Annotated in this window: 17 protein-coding genes; 6 read left to right on the top strand and 11 right to left on the bottom strand. The window is 46.6% G+C overall.

The features are described from left to right. Positions 1 to 118: 118 nt before the first annotated feature. The 7 genes from ELR70_RS14445 to ELR70_RS14415 form a co-directional block, all read right to left on the bottom strand. Positions 119 to 406, bottom strand: coding sequence for a transcriptional regulator (locus ELR70_RS14445; RefSeq protein ID WP_054015164.1), 288 nt, complete (start codon positions 404 to 406; stop codon positions 119 to 121). Next, positions 399 to 878: a hypothetical protein gene (locus ELR70_RS14440; protein ID WP_054015165.1), complete on the bottom strand. Its 480-nt coding sequence runs from the start codon at positions 876 to 878 to the stop codon at positions 399 to 401. Before ELR70_RS14440 ends, ELR70_RS14445 begins: the two co-directional genes overlap by 8 nt. A 291-nt stretch (positions 879 to 1,169) precedes the next feature. Further along, the gene (locus ELR70_RS14435; RefSeq protein ID WP_054015166.1) at positions 1,170 to 2,297 is read right to left on the bottom strand and encodes a PAS domain S-box protein; all 1,128 of its coding nucleotides are present in this window, start codon (positions 2,295 to 2,297) and stop codon (positions 1,170 to 1,172) included. A gap of 190 nt (positions 2,298 to 2,487) precedes the next feature. Continuing rightward, positions 2,488 to 3,741 carry a metallophosphoesterase gene (locus ELR70_RS14430; protein WP_054015167.1) on the bottom strand — a complete coding sequence of 418 codons (1,254 nt, stop codon included), beginning with the start codon at positions 3,739 to 3,741 and terminating at the stop codon, positions 2,488 to 2,490. Between the two features lie 68 nt (positions 3,742 to 3,809). Further along, the gene (locus ELR70_RS14425; RefSeq protein ID WP_054015168.1) at positions 3,810 to 6,599 is read right to left on the bottom strand and encodes a TonB-dependent receptor; all 2,790 of its coding nucleotides are present in this window, start codon (positions 6,597 to 6,599) and stop codon (positions 3,810 to 3,812) included. A gap of 362 nt (positions 6,600 to 6,961) precedes the next feature. Beyond that, complete coding sequence (locus ELR70_RS14420; RefSeq protein WP_054015170.1) at positions 6,962 to 7,888, bottom strand: FAD-binding protein; 927 nt, start codon at positions 7,886 to 7,888, stop codon at positions 6,962 to 6,964. Then, the gene (locus ELR70_RS14415; RefSeq protein ID WP_054015171.1) at positions 7,885 to 8,637 is read right to left on the bottom strand and encodes an electron transfer flavoprotein subunit beta/FixA family protein; all 753 of its coding nucleotides are present in this window, start codon (positions 8,635 to 8,637) and stop codon (positions 7,885 to 7,887) included. The genes ELR70_RS14420 and ELR70_RS14415 overlap by 4 nt, the downstream gene beginning before the upstream one ends. Before the next feature lie 176 nt (positions 8,638 to 8,813). On the opposite strand from ELR70_RS14415, the gene ELR70_RS14410 reads away from it, so the two are divergent. Together ELR70_RS14410 and ELR70_RS14405 are read left to right on the top strand one after the other, a co-directional pair. Then, entirely contained in the window at positions 8,814 to 10,463 is a 1,650-nt protein-coding gene (locus tag ELR70_RS14410) for an electron transfer flavoprotein-ubiquinone oxidoreductase (protein ID WP_054015172.1), read from the top strand. Between the two features lie 118 nt (positions 10,464 to 10,581). Continuing rightward, entirely contained in the window at positions 10,582 to 11,064 is a 483-nt protein-coding gene (locus ELR70_RS14405; RefSeq protein ID WP_054015173.1) for an acyl-CoA thioesterase, read from the top strand. A 40-nt stretch (positions 11,065 to 11,104) separates the two neighbouring features. On the opposite strand, the gene ELR70_RS14400 is transcribed toward ELR70_RS14405, so the two are convergent. Then, entirely contained in the window at positions 11,105 to 11,899 is a 795-nt protein-coding gene (locus ELR70_RS14400) for a MipA/OmpV family protein (protein ID WP_054015174.1), read from the bottom strand. A 249-nt stretch (positions 11,900 to 12,148) separates the two neighbouring features. On the opposite strand from ELR70_RS14400, the gene ELR70_RS14395 reads away from it, so the two are divergent. The 4 genes from ELR70_RS14395 (at position 12,149) to ELR70_RS14380 (ending at position 17,013) form a co-directional block, all read left to right on the top strand. After that, positions 12,149 to 12,991 (top strand): response regulator, encoded by an 843-nt coding sequence (locus tag ELR70_RS14395; RefSeq protein ID WP_054015175.1) that lies wholly within the window; start codon positions 12,149 to 12,151, stop codon positions 12,989 to 12,991. 499 nt (positions 12,992 to 13,490) lie between these two features. Beyond that, complete coding sequence (gene tsaA, locus ELR70_RS14390; RefSeq protein ID WP_054015177.1) at positions 13,491 to 14,201, top strand: tRNA (N6-threonylcarbamoyladenosine(37)-N6)-methyltransferase TrmO; 711 nt, start codon at positions 13,491 to 13,493, stop codon at positions 14,199 to 14,201. A 157-nt stretch (positions 14,202 to 14,358) separates the two neighbouring features. Continuing rightward, complete coding sequence (locus tag ELR70_RS14385; protein WP_054015178.1) at positions 14,359 to 16,083, top strand: proline--tRNA ligase; 1,725 nt, start codon at positions 14,359 to 14,361, stop codon at positions 16,081 to 16,083. A 129-nt stretch (positions 16,084 to 16,212) separates the two neighbouring features. Beyond that, a complete protein-coding gene (locus ELR70_RS14380; protein WP_054015179.1) occupies positions 16,213 to 17,013 on the top strand; it encodes a UDP-2,3-diacylglucosamine diphosphatase in 801 nt (266 codons plus the stop codon). A 41-nt stretch (positions 17,014 to 17,054) separates the two neighbouring features. Here ELR70_RS14380 and ELR70_RS14375 read toward each other — a convergent pair whose 3' ends face one another. From ELR70_RS14375 to ELR70_RS14365, 3 genes are read right to left on the bottom strand one after another with little or no spacing between them, the layout of a single operon-like run. Beyond that, positions 17,055 to 18,263 (bottom strand): ABC transporter permease, encoded by a 1,209-nt coding sequence (locus ELR70_RS14375; RefSeq protein ID WP_054015180.1) that lies wholly within the window; start codon positions 18,261 to 18,263, stop codon positions 17,055 to 17,057. Further along, positions 18,256 to 19,041, bottom strand: a complete 786-nt coding sequence (locus tag ELR70_RS14370) for an ATP-binding cassette domain-containing protein (RefSeq protein ID WP_054015181.1) — start codon at positions 19,039 to 19,041, stop codon at positions 18,256 to 18,258. The genes ELR70_RS14375 and ELR70_RS14370 overlap by 8 nt, the downstream gene beginning before the upstream one ends. Then, the gene (locus tag ELR70_RS14365) at positions 19,038 to 19,859 is read right to left on the bottom strand and encodes a DUF3025 domain-containing protein (protein ID WP_054015182.1); all 822 of its coding nucleotides are present in this window, start codon (positions 19,857 to 19,859) and stop codon (positions 19,038 to 19,040) included. The genes ELR70_RS14370 and ELR70_RS14365 overlap by 4 nt, the downstream gene beginning before the upstream one ends. Positions 19,860 to 19,954 lie beyond the last annotated feature (95 nt).

Here is a 19,954-nt window from a genome sequence, read left to right as displayed (position 1 = left end):
CGTTCTACATAAACTTGATACGTCATGAATTAGAGAATGCCCCATTTTGTCCTGGAGGCTATATAAAACAAACACCTTGATATATAAAGCGGTTCTGACATATTTGAACCTGATGCCTTTACAAACCCACAATTTCTCTAAGCGCAGCGACATGACCAAGATAAGCGGCTTCACCTGGCTCAGTCAAAGAAAGCCAGGTGCGCTGACGAGATAGACTGGCTCGTTTGGTCACTGAAATATAATTTGCCTGCTCAAGTGCTTTGACATGTTTAGATAGTACCGAATCACTGACATCCAGCTGCGCTTTAACCACTGAAAACTCGAGCTCTGAGACCGGCTGAAGTAACGCACAGATCTGTAGCCGATTATGGGCATGAATAAGCGAGTCAAAACAGGCTTTACTCACTCCCAGGCTCCTTTGCCAACCAGTCTCCCGCCGGTAGCTTGTAAAAAGCAAAACTACTAAACAGGCCGATCATCGCACCTGCCACATAAGCAGATAGCCAGATTCCCTGTTTGGTCAGATAGATTGCAAGCAGTACGATAAAAGCACTAGAAAACGCCAGAATAATCTTGGTTAGCCCTTGTTTAGATGCACCTTTAAGGGTTTTTGCTTTCACACCAGACACTCGCAGATAATGAGACCAACCCAGTGCCAATACAATAACACTCAGTGCTGCGCCTATCGCTATCAAAGTCCAGAAACTACTTTGACTTGCCTGAGCGCTTGCCGTTGTAGCCAATGCCGCCAGCAGGCTGATAAGTATGTTTAGCCAAACTGGCGGCCTTAAAAGCAGACTAGCCTGACGTTTGGCGTCGCTCGCCGCGGCAAGAGACGCACGAGCAGCCGCAGCTCCGATATTAGAGTCTTTGTTCATAGTCATTCCTTTACTTTCCGTTATGGAAACTAAAGACTAGCAATGACTTTCCAATGTGGCAAGTAATAAAAGTACCAAAGCATAACCCATTATCATAGACAGCGGGTTACCCACCATTGTGAGCCTGGCAAATTTCGTGCAATCGAGAATAAGTGGCAGAGCTCTGGAAACTTGCTCTGAGCTCACCACAGAGGATGCGATAGGGACTTTAATCTGATGCTCAGTTATAACCAGAACCGAAAACCATCGAAGCGAACATCAACAACCGCGCCGATGGTAACAACTAGTTAATTAGCTTTCACCGATAAGAGATAACAACTGCTCACCCGCCATAATCGCGTTGCTTTCGCCACCAAATACATTGTCAGTGTCCTTTTCGACAAACACATCGTTAAGCCAGCTGTTGATGTCTTTGTTGAACATCAGTAAAAACTCGATAGGAAAGGAGGAGTCCGCAGCCTGAGACTCAAGACGATCCGCTACCTCATCGATCATTAGTGCCCCATCGTTGAACTCAATACAAAAGTACAAGGTATTGGCCAGTTCTTTGTAGAGTCTTGCGACATTATTGAACCGCGTTTGCGAATAACCATTAAGCTCTATTAATCCTGTCTCTGATTCCAACTCGTTAAGGGCCCCAACAATGGACTCAACATCATCCTCTTCTATTGGGCTGTCTGCCCAAAACGCCTCAGCAGTCATCGCTTGTTTGTTCAGGCGCTGATCAGTACCACTACCTGAATCTTCATCGAGGTCAAAGAACAGCTCATCAAAGCTGTTTTCATCTGGCTCCTGATACGGAAACGCTTCCTGAAAAAGCTCAACATTGTCTTTGAGATGCAATCGGCCATTGAGTAGCTTCGCACTTCTTTTCAATGCATTCAGAACAGAATCGGCCCCTTTACCAAAACGGCTGCCCTGGCGAGCTGACTCCTGATAAAACTGCTTAAACACGTTCGTCGATTCTCGGATCTGCCGAACCAGACGACGCATATTGGTGAGATCTTTTTGCAGTGAAATGTAATGTGTTACCTCCCCCGTCTCGTTTGTAATGGCTGAAATATTCCACTCAACCGGATACATAGAACCGTCTTTTCTGTAGTTAACAGAAGAACCATAAAAATAGCCGTTTTTTTCAAGTGCCGGACTTAACCTGGCCAGCACTCTGCGATTACTCTTAGGTCCTTGCAATATCGCCGTTGACTTGCCGACTAGTTCGGCAAGTTCATAGCCAGTATGACGACAAAATACCCTGTTTGCGTACACAATACGATAACCTTCATCACGATTAGCGTCAGTGACGACTATGGCGTGCTGCGATCGCATTAAAACTTGTTTGAGAAGTTCAATTGGAGAGGAATTTTCCAATAACTGGCCGAAAAACAAGGTTTCTTCCATTGAAGGATCATTGGTATTCATTGGCAACTCAACTCATATTCGACAATAACATTACCTAGCTCACCTGATGGCAGTAAGTGGTGTACGCATGTCTGTTTGCGTGAGTTTAACTATAGTGCAAATTACCGAATACCATGAATTTTTTGTTCTGAATCAATCAAAAATTGAGCGGGATAGCCTTTGCAATGACTCTGGTGCTATCCCGTTCTTATCAGTCACTGCGTTTTGCAAAACTAAATGACTGTTCAGCCTCAAGCTTGCCACTTTGGTCATGTGGTGTCGTGTAAAAAGACACACTCAGCTTATCTAATTTGTTGTCCAGCTCAATATGGGCAAAACCCCAAATAAAACTTTTTGACCATACCAGATCATATTCTGGGTAGCGATTTTCCTGCTGCTGTGCAAAAGGTGTATGTGTTCCGCGCATTTTTGCCGCAGCTCCGCTGATAATCAAGGGTAGCTTTGGTTTGGCGTTACCAGGCATAACACGGCTACAGTCGTCTGTTAACAGCTCCAGATCGTGTTCATGCCCCGCAATATAGGCGTCCGCATACTGGCATAGCTCGGGTAAAATGAGTCTTCTGAGTACATGACCCTCATCATATTTGGAGCCACCGATTGACCACAGAATATGGTGCCCGTACACCAATTTCCACTTTGCCTTAGAGTGCTTTAGTCCATCTGCCAGCCAGGCAAGCTGCCGATGATCTTCTCCATTGATCGGTGTCTCATGACGTTCGATATCTTCAACTTCTGCCTGACCTGATGCAAGCGCGCTGGCCAACCCCTGCTCACTGCCGTCGGGACGTAGCGGGACCTCATAATAATGCTGACCTGAGAGCAGCATATTGGTATCCAGTACAAACAGCTCTACATCGTTGCCAGGTTCACCTATGGTGTAGCTGTAATAGCCTTTGGGCGACATATAAAAGTTTGGCTGCTTTGCCATCCATTCAGTCTGAAGCTTCACACCTTTTCGTGACGTTTTCCAGTCATGGTTGCCCAGTGCGGAGTATACGACCAGATCCGGTTGCTGCTCAAATAACGGGCGCAACGGTTTTAGGATCAGGTCGTTCATGCGCTGTTGATCATCCTTACCATCGTTAGCACCGGCACCGTCCGGATATATGTTGTCTCCTAACTGAATAGCAAAATCACATTTTTTCTGCTCGCATAGACTAGCCATCGCTTTGCCAGTTGCAAGTGCACCTGTCTGCTCAGTGGCGATATCTGTGCCCGGATAAACGTAAACTGGCGCGTGATTAAACTCTTCAACCGGTCGATGTTCCGCTAGCCAGTCAGCCCGCTCCGCAGCAATGAATTGTGCTTTGTTTTTTGGTTTCTGGATGTGCTTTAACTTTGGGTAGTCCGGGTGGTAGCCACCGTCACCAAATGCCAGGAAGGACACCGAATTATCTGAATGGGCGGCAAAAGATACCAGAGCAGACACACTCAGGCAGGACATTACAAATCGCTTTAAAGTCATAAATAGTACACAGTGCCGGGTTTCCCCGGCACGCTCCGCTAAGCAGGTTAGAAAGAAGTGTATGTGAAGCCCAGCTCGAAAGAGCGGCCATATTGTTCATACTGGAAGTTGTACTTTTGCTCGCCGTGATAAATGTATAGCGGTTCATCCGTCAGGTTAACTGCATTGAAGTACACCTGCATTTGATCAGTGAAGTAATACTTAACACTTAAGTCCAGCTGCATATGGTCGTCCTGATAAACACGAGCATCGTTTTCTGTACTCAGATAAGCTTTACTTTTGTAGTTACCACTCAGACGCGCACTCACAGAGTCGTCTTCATATCCCACTATCAGGTTCGCAACGGTATCTGACTGGCGGGTCAGCTTGTCATCGGCATCAATTAAGGTGGTATTGGCAGAAAACATCAACCCGTTTTTAAAGTTTTTGCTGTAAGCCAGCTCAATCCCTGTCAGGTCTGCCTCGCCACCATTTACGTACTGCATCACTTTCTTATAACCTGCCCATTCAGCCTGACCTTGCACTTCCTGCTCTGTAATGAAGTTGTCGATTTGTTTGTAGAATAAGCCGGCTGACATAACCCCAATACTGCCTGTGTAGTATTCAACAGACAAATCTAAGTTGTGAGACTCATAAGGGTCCAGATCGGGGTTGCCTACCTCACCTTCTCGTTCAGTCACGACCTGTCCGTCGTCTTCATCCGTTTCGCTTTCCAGCAGTTGATAAGCAGCGGCTTCTTCAAATCCTGGACGGGCAATCGTTTGAGTATAAGCAAAGCGTGAGATCACATCGTCTGCCAGCTCATAACGCAAAGTCAGGTTTGGCATCAGGTGGTCATATGACTTTTCGACTTCCCATGGACTGATATTCACCTGTTCGCTGTCGGTTAGTTTGTCTTTTTCGAGTGCAACCCGATAGCCTCGGGTAATGTAGTCGGTGTCCTCGTAACGCACACCCGTGATCATATTGAGTTTACCAAAATCTATGTTAATCATGGCATATAGCGCACTGACTGTTTCTTCAGAGCGATAGCTGCGTCCTTTAGACTCTATACTGGTTTCCTGGTCATTACGCTCTAAGGCACCTTTGTTGCTAGCAAAATAGCTATGCAGGGCCTGCTCAGACAGCCCCGGACCAAAGTCACCCAAGTCATACTCAGGTGCGACAGTCTTGAACTGCTCTGCCGTCACATCGTCAAATCCGCCGTCATAGACTACCGCATTGACTGAGTTGAACTTTTCACGGTCGCGATATTTAACTCCAAATTTAAGCTCTGCATTGTGGCCTGAAATCACCAGATCTTTTGTCAGATCCAGCTTAAAACTAGTCGCTTCGTCTTCACTCAGGTTATTCTCATGAACAATTTCATCCAGTTCGAAGCCATTTAGTTGATGAGCACCTTCATTGCGAGACAAAGTAGGCGTATCACCCAGGCTGGCATACCCTAGCGTCAAGTCCTCAGCCACAAATGCCATATCCAAACGGTCCGGCTCCTGCTCATCTGACTTTGAGTAAACCAGGCTGTACTCTATAAACCAATCGCTTACCAGATGCTCACCACCGGCCACCACAGACAAGATGCTTTGCTCTTCATACCGATCTTTGCTGTCCCGGTCCATCTCAGCACCACTAAAGTAGGCCATGCCATCGCCAGATTGATCGCTCAGGTACTCGCCTTTGTCGAACTTGTATTCGTTACGCAGACGGAATTCGTCATCCGAAAACTCACTATACATGGTTCTCAGATAGTACTTATTGAATAAACCCTGATGCAGGTCCAGATTCAGTGCAGCCCCCAGGCGTTCACGCGTGATGGTATACAGGCGCTGCTCAATTTCTTCGGCGCCAAAAAACGTAACTTCTTCACCTGTATTGGCATCGTCCATCTCCAGTTCCATCCAGCCACCGTCTGTTTCCATATTATGAGAGCCAAATTTACGCTCAAACCACGAAACGGCCGTTGCAACCCCTAATTGAGTCTGGCTGCTTAATTCATAGATATCACTGTAACTGGCTGACAATTTTGGACTGCTCTTTTCAACTTGTTCGTTATATGCGCCCTGAATATTAAAGCTATAGCTTTCCCCTTCTCGGTCAAACGCACTTAAGCTTTTCACTTCAATACTGCCACCAATTGCATTAGCGTCCATATCAGGGGTGACTGTTTTACTTACTTCCAGGCTTTGAATGATTTCGCTCGGGAGAACATCCATAGCCACACTGCGAACACCTCCTTCCGGAGAAGGAACCGCCGCCCCGTTGATAGTCACGTTATTCAGGTTAGGATCAATTCCTCTGATCCCAACGAAACGCCCTTCCCCCTGATCTCGCTCAATAAATAAGCCCGGTAAGCGTTGCAACGCTTCTGCTGCATTCTGATCAGGTAATTGACCAATGCTGTCTGCGCTCACAATGGATTTAATACCATCAGCATTCTTCTGCCTGTTCAGTGCTCCGGCCTGTCCCGCACGCTGCCCTTTGACAATAATGTTGTCCATTTCGCCCTGATAAGCACTGAGCAGAACCCGTGTCTGAGTTACCTCGTTGTCTTTAATCACAATTTGCTGAGTAACAGATTGCGCGCCAATGTAGCGAACTTCCAGTGTATAAGTCCCTGCTGGCAGGTTGATAAATCTAAACTCACCATTTCGCTCAGAGCTGACTTCGCGGCCTAACTCCTTGATGATGACTTTCGCCCCTTCAAAACGCGCTTTATTTTGCGCATCGGTTAATTCGCCCTGTAATGTATTAGCCGAGGCAGAGGTACTCAGCAAGCCCAGAGCAATGGCAACGCCAGCACAGATTTTCGTTATCCCAGTAGGTAGATTGTTCTTCATGTTTTTTCTCGCACAGAAAAGGTGTTTTACAAATTTCGCGATGACCTTAACCGTGCTCAATGAACGAATTATTGCAGTCTATTAGGGAACAAGGCTCCTACGCCGCCATATTGGGCGTTTTTACACCGTAATGAGCTAAAATGACCCCTGCTGGTGCGGCAACATTGTGGTTTTTTTGGAATAAATGCGCATATATGGCTAGCTTACTGACTTGTATGAGCTGTTTTGACCCCGTGACTAACCATGCGATTGTTTCGCCTCCACAGTGAAAGGCCACACATCCCGCTCTTAGTTTGCGCCGATAAAAACGAAAAAAGCCGCGGCACATAAGTGCTCACGGCTTTAACAACCAGAATTTGTTGTTACAGGGCTTGTTCGAACTGAGGTAAAACCTCGAACAAATCAGCCACCAAACCATAGTCTGCCACCTGGAAGATAGGCGCTTCAGGGTCTTTGTTGATGGCAACAATAACTTTTGAGTCTTTCATACCGGCCAGATGCTGAATCGCACCGCTAATGCCGACCGCAATATACAGATCCGGCGCAACGATTTTACCCGTCTGACCAACCTGCATATCATTTGGTACAAAGCCCGCATCAACCGCAGCACGCGATGCGCCAATAGCTGCCCCAAGTTTGTCGGCAATTCCTTCAAGTAAAGAGAAGTTTTCACCGTTTTGCATACCACGACCACCGGAAATAACCACAGGTGCCGCTGTCAGCTCAGGACGCTCTGATTCAGTTTGTTCAACACCAACAAAGCGACTGCTAGTATTTTCTACTGCTGTCGTTAAGCTCTCAATACCAACAGCTGCTTGTTCACCAGCGGCGTCGAATGCACTGGCTCGAACCGTAATAACTTTTTGTGTTTCAAGCGACTTAACTGTTGCAATCGCATTACCCGCATAGATAGGACGCATAAAGGTGTCTGCATCCACTACATCAACAATTTCAGAAATTTGCGACTTATCCAGCAATGCCGCTACGCGAGGCATGATATTTTTGCCCGTGGTCGATGCAGCAGCCAGAATATGGCTGTAACCTTGTGCAAGTGTGATAACCAAATCCGCTGTGCTTTCAGCCAACTGATGCTCAAGCGCGCCGTCGTCCGCCAACTTAACCGCTGTTACGCCGGCAATCTGTGCTGCAGCCTCTGCCACCGAACCAACATTATGGCCCGCGACAAGAACATGGACCTCTGCGCCAAGCTTGTTCGCCGCATGAACCACTTTTGCCGTTTCTGGCTTTAGTACACCATTTTCGTGTTCAGCAATGACTAGTACGCTCATGAGATCACCTTAGCTTCAGTTTTTAGTTTATTAACCAGTTCTTCTACACTCTCTACCATAATTCCCGCTTCGCGTTTAGCTGGCTCCTCGACACGAACCAACTCAACGCGTGGCGCTAGATCAACACCGAGCGAGTCAGCAGCAATGACATCCAGCGGTTTACGCTTGGCTTTCATGATATTAGGCAAGGATGCATAACGCGGTTCGTTCAGACGCAGATCTGTGGTAACCACAGCTGGCAGAGTTAACGAGACAGTTTGTAAACCACCATCCACTTCACGAGTCACAACTGCTTTGCCATCTTCAATTTCGACTTTAGACGCAAAGGTACCCTGCGGGCGTTTGGTCAATGCAGCTAACATCTGACCAGTTTGATTGTTGTCAGAATCGATGGATTGCTTACCCAGTATGACCAGCTCAGGGCTTTCCTGATCAACCAGTTTCGCCAGCAATTTAGCAACATGCAGCGATTCCAGTTTAGCAGTTGTTTCAATATGAATGGCTTTATCAGCGCCCAGAGCCAGTGCAGTACGAAGCTGTTCCTGACAAGCTTTATCGCCGATTGATACTGCGATCACTTCGCTGGCTTTACCTGCTTCTTTTAAACGGATGGCTTCTTCAACCGCAATCTCACAGAACGGGTTCATTGCCATTTTTACATTGGTCAAGTCAACATCACTGTTGTCGGCCTTGACTCTTGCCTTGACATTGTAGTCAATCACGCGTTTGATTGGCACAAGTACTTTCATGGTTACTCCATCATCTGGTTATTCTATAGGGCTGACGTAAACGTCAACAAAACAATTTAATGAATCCAGACTACTTCCTGTTGACGTAAACGTCAACCTAAAATAACCTTAGCTTAACCTTAACAAAACTAAAGCCTCGTTTTAGTTAAACTACCGTCAATCTATGTGAGGTAAAAATGGTCGAACGCGAAACCATGGAATTTGATGTCGTGATTGTTGGCGCGGGCCCTGCGGGCCTGTCGTGTGCGATCCGACTTGCACAACAGGCACAGGAAAAACAACAAGAACTGATGATCTGTGTCGTTGAAAAAGGCTCAGAGGTCGGAGCACATATATTGTCTGGTGCTGTCTTTGAAACTAAAGCGCTGGACGAATTAATCCCGGATTGGGCGCAGAAGAATGCCCCAGTTACAACAAAAGTCACTGAAGACGAAATTTATCTGTTTAAAGATCAGGACAAAGCGACCAGCATCCCGCACTTTGCTGTTCCCAAGACCTTTAAAAATGAAGGCAATTATATTGTCTCTATGGGTAATGTCTGTCGCTGGCTGGCTGAACAGGCTGAGCAACTGGGGGTTGAAGTCTTTCCCGGATTCAGTGCACACTCTTTGATAGTTGAAAACGATGAAGTCAAAGGTATCGTCACAGGCGATATGGGCGTAGACAAAGAAGGTCAGCCAAAAGACAGTTATATGCCAGGTATGGAGCTCAGAGCCAAGTACACGGTATTTGCTGAGGGCTGCCGTGGCCACCTTGGTAAACAGCTGGTCAGCCACTTTGCCCTGGATAAAGACGCGACCCCACAACACTATGGTATTGGCTTTAAGGAGATCTGGCAGATAGATCCTGCGAAGCACCAGGAAGGAAAAGTCGTTCATGGTACGGGCTGGCCACTCGATAATGAAACCCATGGAGGCTCTTTTATGTACCATGGCGAAAACAATCAGGTGGTCGTCGGGTTAATCATTGACCTGAACTATAAAAACCCTTATCTGAGCCCGTTTGACGAGTTTCAGCGTATGAAACATCAGCAGGTGTTTAAAGACACGCTGGAAGGCGGTGAACGCATTGCATACGGTGCCCGGGCGATAGCTAAAGGGGGTTTTCATGCGCTGCCTAAAATGCACTTCCCTGGCGGTTTGCTGGTTGGCTGTGATGCCGGCACATTGAACTTTGCCAAAATCAAAGGCAATCATACGGCGATGAAGTCGGGTATGATAGCTGCAGATACCATTTTGGCTGCACTTGGAGAAGAAAGCCCACGAGCAGACTTAAGCGAATTTGCCGATAACTTCAAAAGCAGCTGGCTGTATGACGAGCTTTACCAGTCGCGTAACTTTGGCCCGGCAATGCACAAGTTTGGCCGTATATTAGGTGGTGCCTACAATATGGTTGACCAGAACCTGTTTTCCGGCTCACTGCCATTTACACTCAAAGACACCACGCTCGACCATGCATCTCTTAGACTGGCAAAAGACTCTCAGGAAATTAACTATCCCAAACCGGATGGTAAACTGAGCTTTGATAAGCTGTCGTCGGTGTTTTTATCCAACACCAACCATGAAGAAGAGCAACCTTGTCATTTGCAACTCAAAGATCCCTCTATTCCTATCAAAGTGAATCTTGAACAGTATGCAGAGCCTGCTCAGCGCTACTGTCCGGCTGGTGTCTATGAGGTCAACGAGGATGAAAATGGGGATAAACAGTTTGTGATCAATGCGCAAAACTGTGTTCACTGTAAGACCTGTGACATAAAAGACCCGAGCCAAAATATCACCTGGATGACGCCAGAAGGCGCAGGTGGTCCTAACTACCCTAACATGTAAGCCTGTCTGGACGGGGGGCGGCTCCCCCGCTACCATCCGATTTTATCCTAAATTGCTGGGGCAAAATGCCCCTTTTTTTCTATACTTAAGCAAATGTATTTAGATGAAGAGGTGCCTTATGGCGCAGCAATCGGAAGTGGTATTTCGCTTTTTAGCGGAACCAACCGACGTAAACTTTGGCGGCAAAGTACATGGTGGTGTGGTCATGAAATGGATAGATCAGGCTGGATATGCTTGTGCCGCGGGCTGGAGTGGTGCGTATTGCGTCACAGTATCGGTAGCTGGTGTACGCTTTCACCGCCCTATCCTGGTTGGCCAGATTGTTGAAGTCTCTGCACGCATAGCCCATACCGGTAAAACCAGCATGCAAATCTTTATTCAGGTACGTTGTGGCGACCCACAAAAGCAACACATGGTCGAAACCAATCATTGTATCATCAGTTTTATTGCCATGGACCAGGCGGGTTACCCTATCCCTGTTGCCAAATTTGAAGCAAAAACCCAAGAACAAAAAGCGCTGGAGCAATATGCCATTAAGATGAAAGAAATTGCTATCCAAACCGAGTCTCTGTTACAAAACACGCTGGATCAGGGTGACTGATCCAGCGTGTGTAACGAGTTTGCAAGTGTGGCAAGTACGCTTAAAAGGTGTACAGTGCGCCGATAAAGGCCACATCCATAGTATCGTCACCAACCAGAGGGCTCTTGCTGATGACGCTATCCAGCTCTGTTCTGCTGACGCTGCCTATCAGGGTAATTTCTTGCGTTAACTGGTAGTAGGCATTTAAACCAAACGTCACATTTACCGCACTGTCATTAGTCTGATACGCTGTCCGCCCAACTGATGCATTGATATTTTTACCGCTGATCCCATATACGGTATTCACGTAATCTGAATCCAGCCAGCGCACCTGTGCCTGCGCCGAAATACCAAATCCATATGCACTCTCATACAAAGGAACTTCTGCACTCAGTGCAAAATTGGTGGCGTCTGATTCGTCAGACAAATCGGTATGCCCGGATACCCCAAACCATAAAAACTTGGCACCATAGTTCAGCACTAACTCGCCATCTGGAGCTTCATAGCCATCGAATACCTTGCTGTTTGAGCTTGTATCACCAAACAGACTATCATAGCCTTCGTTGCGATAACCAAGGCCAGCGTAGGCTGTAAAAGTATCATTTAAATTCAAAAACTGATAACCAATGGTGCTGTCCTCATTGGAAAACCAGTTACCTTTTTTGATGTCGGCCATAGGTACTATCGCAAATTCGTTACCGACTCCCTTCCAGGGCAGATCCGCCACTAATGCTCCTGCTCCAATTTTTACTTCCCAATCATCTTGCTCTTGCTCAGTGGCGTTACTGTACATGCTGGCAAGACTCAAAAATAAACCGCCAGCCATGACTGCTGAGTTTTTAAATATCCCGATCATTATGAGCTCCTAGTCTCTAAAAGTGTTGTTGCGCTGAGATTGAAAGTTCGGGGGCTGCTGATAACAGCTATGCTAATGCGCGAGCGCCCTCTGAAATTCACGAGCTCATAGTGCGACAAAAACGTGCAAAACTCAGTGAGAGCCTTGTGAGCAACTGTAACTTTGTGCGCCATTTCACAACAGTTATTCACAATTAAGCTAGTTACATGTGTCTAAGTCACTCTATTTGGAACGGTTTAAAATTATCCAATGTATCGCTTAACCTACTGGTATGAGCTGTGCTATGATTGCCGCCAGCTTAAATTGTGTTCAAAGACAGAGCAGTATATAGTGAGAAATGTCCGGTTTTTAGTGGTTGACGATTGTACCGCTGTACGTAATGTTGTGCGCAACATAATAAAGACACGTCTGGGGTCCGATCAGGTGATCATGGCCACGAATGGTAAACAGGCGATGCAGATCTTAGAGTCAAAGCCTGTCGATATTATTATTTCAGACTGGCAAATGCCTGAAATGAATGGCGAAGAATTACTTTACCAGGTTCGCAATAGTACCAAATTCAAAGACATGCCTTTTATTATGATGACCTCAAACGGCGAGCGCGACTTCGTGGTAACAGCGATTAAAAACGGCGTTAGTCACTTTGTTGTCAAACCATTTCGGGCAGAAAAACTTGAAGCGGCTGTGAATAAATCCTGGAATGGAGCCTGTAAACGTAACTCGGTGCGTCATTCAGCCTTGCCATCACACGCAATGCGTATTGTTGCATCCGATGCGCTGCTTGAAGCCAGAGTAAATAACATCAGCCACACTGGTATGCAGGTCTATTCAGATTATGTAGACGCACTTAGGCTTTACAGGACGACCGAATTTAACCTGAGCTTTGACCATTTTAATGGTCCTCACGCTCTGAGTATCTCCCCTTTGTATGGCACGATTGTGCGTATAGAAGCAAACGAAGGCCCCGAGCAAGACTGTTTGCTGGGCGTGCGCTTTGAGTTGGATAAATGCAGTGAGCAGGTTCGAAAGAACTTGGATAAACTGATGATGCACCTGGATAACGCAGCCCCGGATGTTGTAGATAATAGCTAGATGGCTTGTCTGGCCAGTTCGAACATTGTTGTATTTGTTTGCCTGATAAGCTCGTGGCGTGGCATATCACATTGGGACATGACCTTATTCACAACCAATTCAATCTCACATTGCAGTGCTGAATTAAGTTGAGTAGCCCGGACCGTCCCATCGCCTACCCCGCAAATAATGGTTGTAAAAACACGCGACGTTTACAAAGCTGCTCCACGACTAAGGGCATCACCGGAGACTGCTCAGTAAAAACCCGGCGGCAAATGTTACTTACCAAACGACTGTATGTCGGTTCCATCATATTTGAGGCAAGGTGCCCTTTTTGCTCAGCCTGCGGAGCACTTTCGATACTAAACATTTTCAAACCAATACATTATGTAATAACCCGATCCTAGCGACAAACAGCGAACTGGGGAATTACACAGGATTACAGTGCAGATTCAGTTCCATTTGTTACAACGCCTTTTGGTCGCTACAATACGCGCAAACTTATTAGCCGGAACATTGTGTGCACTTCGATATACAGCCTATTGGTGTGATCCATTCACCCTACAAACAAAAGTTTGCCATACCAAGACAACCGCGCCTGGTACCAGAAGCCAAAGCTAAGCTGGTATTCTGTGAAGACTTTAATAGAGAAGAGTTTGTACGTGGTATTGAGGAATTTAGCCACCTGTGGTTGTTATTCCGCTTTCACGAGACCGCCGACAAAGGCTATTCGGCCTTAGTACGACCGCCACGTTTAGGCGGCAATGCGCGCAAAGGCGTATTCGCGACACGCGCCACCTTCAGACCAAATGGCATTGGTATGAGCGCTGTGAAACTTGAAGGTGTTGAGTACAAAAATGGTCAACTCGCACTCCTGTTATCTGGTATAGACCTACTTGACGGCACACCGATAGTCGATATTAAACCCTATTTACCCTATTCTGACGCCTTAACTGATGCCGCCGCAGGTTTTGCAGACACACGTCCAGAGACTCAAATGACTGTCTCCTTTAGTGATCAGGCCGAAGATTTTATCTCTCAACAGAGCCAATACCCGGAACTGAGAGCTTTTATTGGTAATGTACTCAAACAAGACCCTCGCCCTGCATACAAAAAAAAGCAGGAAAATCCGCAAAACTATGGCATGAACCTGTATAACTTTAACATACGCTGGCAAGTAGATGGTGAACACAACCATGTGCTTGAAGTGGCTATTGCTGAGCCGGATTGAGCAAAATTCCCTCAGCCATTAGAACTGTGGCTTTTTCGCGATAAATAAAGCTTTTTAAGCGGTTTTAGCACTGTTAAACTAACCCGACAAAAATACTACAACAACGTATGATAACCTGGGCCATGGCCTGAGTATTCATCAATTGAACGGAACAAGTATGCGTACCAGTCAATATATTTTAGCGACTCAAAAAGAGACGCCTGCAGATGCAGAAGTGATCAGCCATCAGCTGATGTTACGCGCGGGTATGATCCGCAAATTAGCCTCCGGTTTATACACTTGGTTACCTTCCGGCCTGAAAGTGCTGCGTAAAGTAGAGAAAATCGTCCGTGAAGAAATGGACAAAGCCGGCGCCATTGAAATGCTGATGCCTATTATTCAGCCTGCCGATTTATGGCAAGAGTCGGGTCGTTGGGAGCAATTCGGTCCTGAACTGCTGCGCATTAATGACAGACATAATCGTCCGTTCGCACTGGGCCCAACCCACGAAGAAGTGATCACTGATCTGGTACGCCGTGAAGTCAGCAGCTACAAGCAACTGCCACTGACCTTATATCAGGTTCAGACCAAAGTACGCGACGAAGTACGTCCTCGTTTTGGTGTCATGCGTGCCCGTGAATTCACCATGAAAGATGCTTATTCTTTCCACCTGGATGAAGCGTGTCTGGAAAAAACCTATCAGGCAATGCACCAGGCCTACTGTAATATCTTTGAACGCCTGGGCCTGGATTACCGCCCGGTTATCGCAGATACCGGCTCTATCGGTGGCAGTGTTTCTCACGAGTTCCACGTTTTGGCTGAATCGGGTGAAGACGCCATCGCTTTCAGTACTGAAAGTGACTACGCTGCAAACATTGAAAAAGCGGAAGCAATTGCGCCATCTGAGCCTCGTCCAGAGCCATCAAAAGCGCTCAACACCTTTGACACGCCTGAAGCCAACACGATAGCCGAGTTAAAAGCAAAGCATGGTGTTAAACCACATCGTGGTGTGAAGACTCTGATAGTATATGGTGCACCGGACGAAGACGATAAGCGTGGTCTGGTTGCCCTTATTCTGCGTGGTGATCACGAGCTGAATGAGCTCAAAGCCGAGAAACTTCCTCTGGTTGATTCCCCACTGGAAATGGCAAAAGAAGAAGACATAGTTGCCGCAATTGGTGCTAAACCCGGCTCACTGGGTCCGGTTGGTCTGAGTATGCCTATTATCGTCGACCACAGCGCTGCTGTCATGGCGGACTTCGTTGCGGGCGCGAACAAAAATGGCGTGCATTACAGCGGTATTAACTGGGACCGTGATGTCACAGACTATACAGTTGCAGATCTGCGCAATGTAGTTGAAGGCGATCCAAGCCCGTGTGGTAAAGGTACACTGCAGATCAAACGTGGTATTGAAGTTGGTCATATTTTCCAGCTAGGTACTAAATACTCAGAAGCGATGAGCGCTGGTGTATTAGGCGAAAGTGGTAAAAACCAGGTCATGACCATGGGTTGTTACGGTATTGGTGTGTCACGTATCGTAGCTGCTGCAATTGAGCAGAATAATGACGATTACGGCATTAAGTGGCCTCAAGCCATTGCGCCGTTTGAGCTGGCTATTGTACCAATGAATATGCATAAATCGCATCGCATCCCTGATATTGCACAGAAGTTTTATACAGACCTGCAAGCGGCCGGTGTTGAAGTACTATTCGATGACCGTAAAGAACGTCCGGGTGTAATGTTCAACGACATGGAGCTATTGGGCGTGCCATTTACACTGGTGATCGGTGAGCGTAACCTGGATAACAATCAGGTTGAGCTTAAAAACCGTCGTACTGGTGAAAAACTGATGCTGGACATTGATTCTGCAGTAGCAGAAATCGCTAAAGCATTAGGTAAATAACCCCCTTCAGCAGAGTACGCTTAGCCGTACTCTGCTTTACCTCCACTGTCACAATAGCTTCTCTTAACTGCCCTGTTTTTGTCATCCCTCGTCTCTAACTTAGGGTTTATTACGCTCGAGAGTATGGCTATGACACAAACCTACTATCCAACAATTTGGATCTCTGATGTACATCTGGGCTATAAAGATTGCAAAGCCGAATTTCTGCTGGATTTTCTGAACAGCACACGTTGCGATACCCTGTATCTTGTCGGTGACATCGTTGACCTATGGTCACTCAAAAGGCAGTTTTTCTGGCATTCCAGCCACTATCAGGTACTGGAATGTATTCAGCACAAGGCTGAAAATGGCACTAAAGTCATCTACATTCCCGGTAATCACGATGAAACTTTCCGAAATTACGTAGGTAAAACTCTGTTTCATGTTGAAGTACACAAAACCTATATTCATACTACGTCTGCAGGCAAGCAATTTCTGTTGTTGCATGGTGATGATTTTGATTCAGCAACCCGCTATAACAAGCTGATCAGTATCATCGGCGATGCGGCGTATGATTTCTTACTGTTTCTTAACCGCTGGACCAATCGGGTCCGCAGGCTTTATGGCGGACACTACTGGTCTTTGGCTTCATGGCTAAAGAACCGAGTTCATAAAGCCCGTGAAGCTATTCATGCTTTCGAGCAAGCAGCGGTGCATGAAGCGAAAAAGCGTGGTGTTGATGGCATTATTTGCGGTCACATACATCAACCAAGGATTGCTGTCATGGATGGTATCGTGTATTGCAATGATGGCGACTGGATAGAAAACTGTACTGCGCTGGTAGAAAATGAACAAGGCCGAATAGAGTTGCTGCATTGGTCTGACATTAAGAAGGTGTTGACCGTGGTCGAGCCTGAAGCGACCTCCCCTGAGGATGTCAAGGCAGCCTGAATTACCGCATGAGGTAGCATGGCGTTAACCATGCTACTAATTTATCTGAATAATACAGATTCACGACTGAACCAACGCACACAGCAACCCAGCAGTGCCGCAGCGAGCAAAGTTGAAGCTAAGAAAATCAGCGCTACTGCCTGGTAATCAACAGTCCCCTTAACAATTTCCTTGATGGCCAGTGCCACGTTGGTGATTGGGATCCAGGCGGTTTTGGCGTTTAGCGTCATATTGGGCAAAACGGAAACCACAATAGGCACAAACACCAACATACTCAACGGTCCCATGTAATTCTGTGCCTCTTTAAAGCTGCGAGCATAAATAGAAATCGCCAGTACCAGAGACGATAACATCATGGCGACGGGCAGTAACAGGGCAAAAATCAACAGGAAATCCCAGTGTGTAACACTCGAAAATGCACTCAGAATAGGATCTAATGCGCCAAATCCACTTGCAGCCCCAATCCAGATAGCCATGCTGGATACGGTGACCAGAGCACAGGCAATAGAACTAATTAGAATGGTCAGAAACTTACCAAGTACCAGCTGAGTGCGAGTCAGAGGTGTAAGTAGTAAGGTTTCCAGCGTACCACGCTCTTTCTCACCAGCACCGAGATCAATCGCAGGATAGCTGGCACCCATCAACACCAGGGGGATCAGCATATAAGGAATAAACGCACCGATTTTCTCACCAATGTTTTCGCGCCGGTCAGCCGTGTCCACCTTTTCCATTATTACGGGTTGAAGCACAGCCGCTTGTTTATTCGCTTCAACACCCAGTTCAGTGAGAGCCTGCGCTGTCAGTTTGGCGGAATACTCGTCAATGACCTTTTTTATACGACCATAGATGTAATTTATAGACTGCGCATCATTGAAAATCACCTGAAACCGAGTTTGTTCACCCAGAGTCACCTGTTCCTGTGGAATTGACGGAATGTAGATCCCCACGTCAATAATACCTCTTCTGACAGCATCACTGAGTGCGTCAACACTGTCGAGCTTAGTATCGCCCTCATAGCGTTTAAAACTGCGATGATAGAACAAGGTCTCAGCGAAAGGACGGGCAAAGTCCTCGTTAACCACATAAAACGTGTGAACCTTTTGCTCTGCCTCTAAGGCTGCCTTGGAAGTCAGAAAAGCGACAAAGGCGAATAAAATAGGGAAGATAACAATCGGCAGCGCAATGACAAAAAATAGTGTTTTCCTGTCTCTGAGTAATTCACGCAGCTCCTTTAACATGACTTCAAACATGTTCGCCTCTCTGAATGATCTTTAAAAACGCCTGATTGAGCTCGCTGTTTTGTCCCTGCTCGCGAAAAGCTACCAGGTCGCCTTCAAAACAGCTAATACCTTTGTCAATCACGCAAACTCGATCGCATAACATGTCGACTTCATCAAGATGATGCGTAGAGAAAATAACTGGCGTCCCCTGTTCTTTTAGTTGCCTGATAAAAGACAGTAAAGTTTGTTTGGTCATGATATCCAGACCCGTTGTTGGCTCGTCCAGGATAACCACCTGCGGGTCATGAACCACCGCACGAGCAATGCTGGTTTTCTGTTTCATACCGGTAGATAAACTTTCTGAGCGCTTGTCCAGGAAAGAGGTCATATCCAGCGTTTCGAACAATAGTTCACAGCGGTCTTTTAACTTTTTGCCTTTTAGGCCATGCAATCTGCCAAAGTACTCGACATTTTCTTTTGCACTCAGGCGCCCATACAGGCCGGTAGTCCCCGACAAAAAACCGATATGACGCCGGCCATGTAGCGGGTGTTTGACGATATCTTGCCCTGCGACAATGATAGCCCCGCTATCAGGAGACAGTGCCGTTGACAACAATCTGAGCGTTGTAGTTTTACCAGCTCCATTGGGGCCGAGTAGCCCCAGTACTTCCCCTTTTTGGCAGCGAAACGACACAGATTCAACGGAATGAAAATAACCGTCTCTTTCTCTGGGGTCGCCACTGGTTTTATTTTTATTATGCTCCCTGCTGAGCTTAAAGCGTTTTTTTAAACCCTCAACCTGTATCACTGTGTGTCCTTTTTTGCTGACGGCAGTCTTTTGGGGCGGAAATAATCAGTATCGCTATAAAAAGCCAGGTCCTGCTCACCCAGATGCCATTGGGGTATCCCAAGTAATGGTAGAGGTGACATGTGCTTATTGTTATCCAGCAACCCCTGACGCTCTATCATATCTACCAGTTTCTGGTCTAAATGACGATACTGAAGCTTTAAAGGCAAGTGATAAAAAGCTTCATCTACTTCGATGCAAATGACCTTGCCCGTAAGACCAATAAAAGGTTTGGTCAGCATTTCGTAGTTTGCATGACCAAATACAAAGGGTAGCAGGTTGTGATGCCACATCGCACTGTATTCATAAAATACTTCCTGCCATTGGTGGGCGCGTAATGCCGTTTGCCAGCTGATATCAGGTACCGCCAATACCACCCCACATTCGTCGAATAATGTCAGTGCATTACGCTTTTTACTGCGCTGTTTCAGGCCATGTTCGCCGATTTCCTGCATATGCAAGCGATTCAACAAAGACTTCGTTTGTGGAAACAGGCACCAGATCAGTGCGCCAAAAAAATCATGCCAGTTATTTTCTCGGGTGGGAATACGATTTGTTTGAGCGATAATCTCTTCGTAATACAGAGTTTCGCCTTCCAGCTCACTATTGGGTGTAAATACCACATCCCGATTGTGTTGCTGATCTTTTTGGCCATTCAGCCAGTCGAATGACGGCCAGTCAGTGTGCTGGCTAAGTGAAAACAGTTCTTCTAAATGTTCAAAAGGTGCCTGACTGAACAGGTTTGCATGCCAGTGCTCTGGCGCGGTGAATTTATTCATATTGCCGATATGTCTTTCTCAGGCAGTGTTCAAAGCTGGCATTTTACCTTACCCAAAGCCAATACCCCAAGCTTACTTTGTTTAGTAAACCGCCA

Source organism: Pseudoalteromonas sp. R3, assembly GCF_004014715.1.
GTDB lineage: Bacteria > Pseudomonadota > Gammaproteobacteria > Enterobacterales > Alteromonadaceae > Pseudoalteromonas.
The sequence above is the reverse complement of the archived record's forward strand: the minus strand, read 5'-3'. Positions and strand labels throughout refer to the sequence as shown.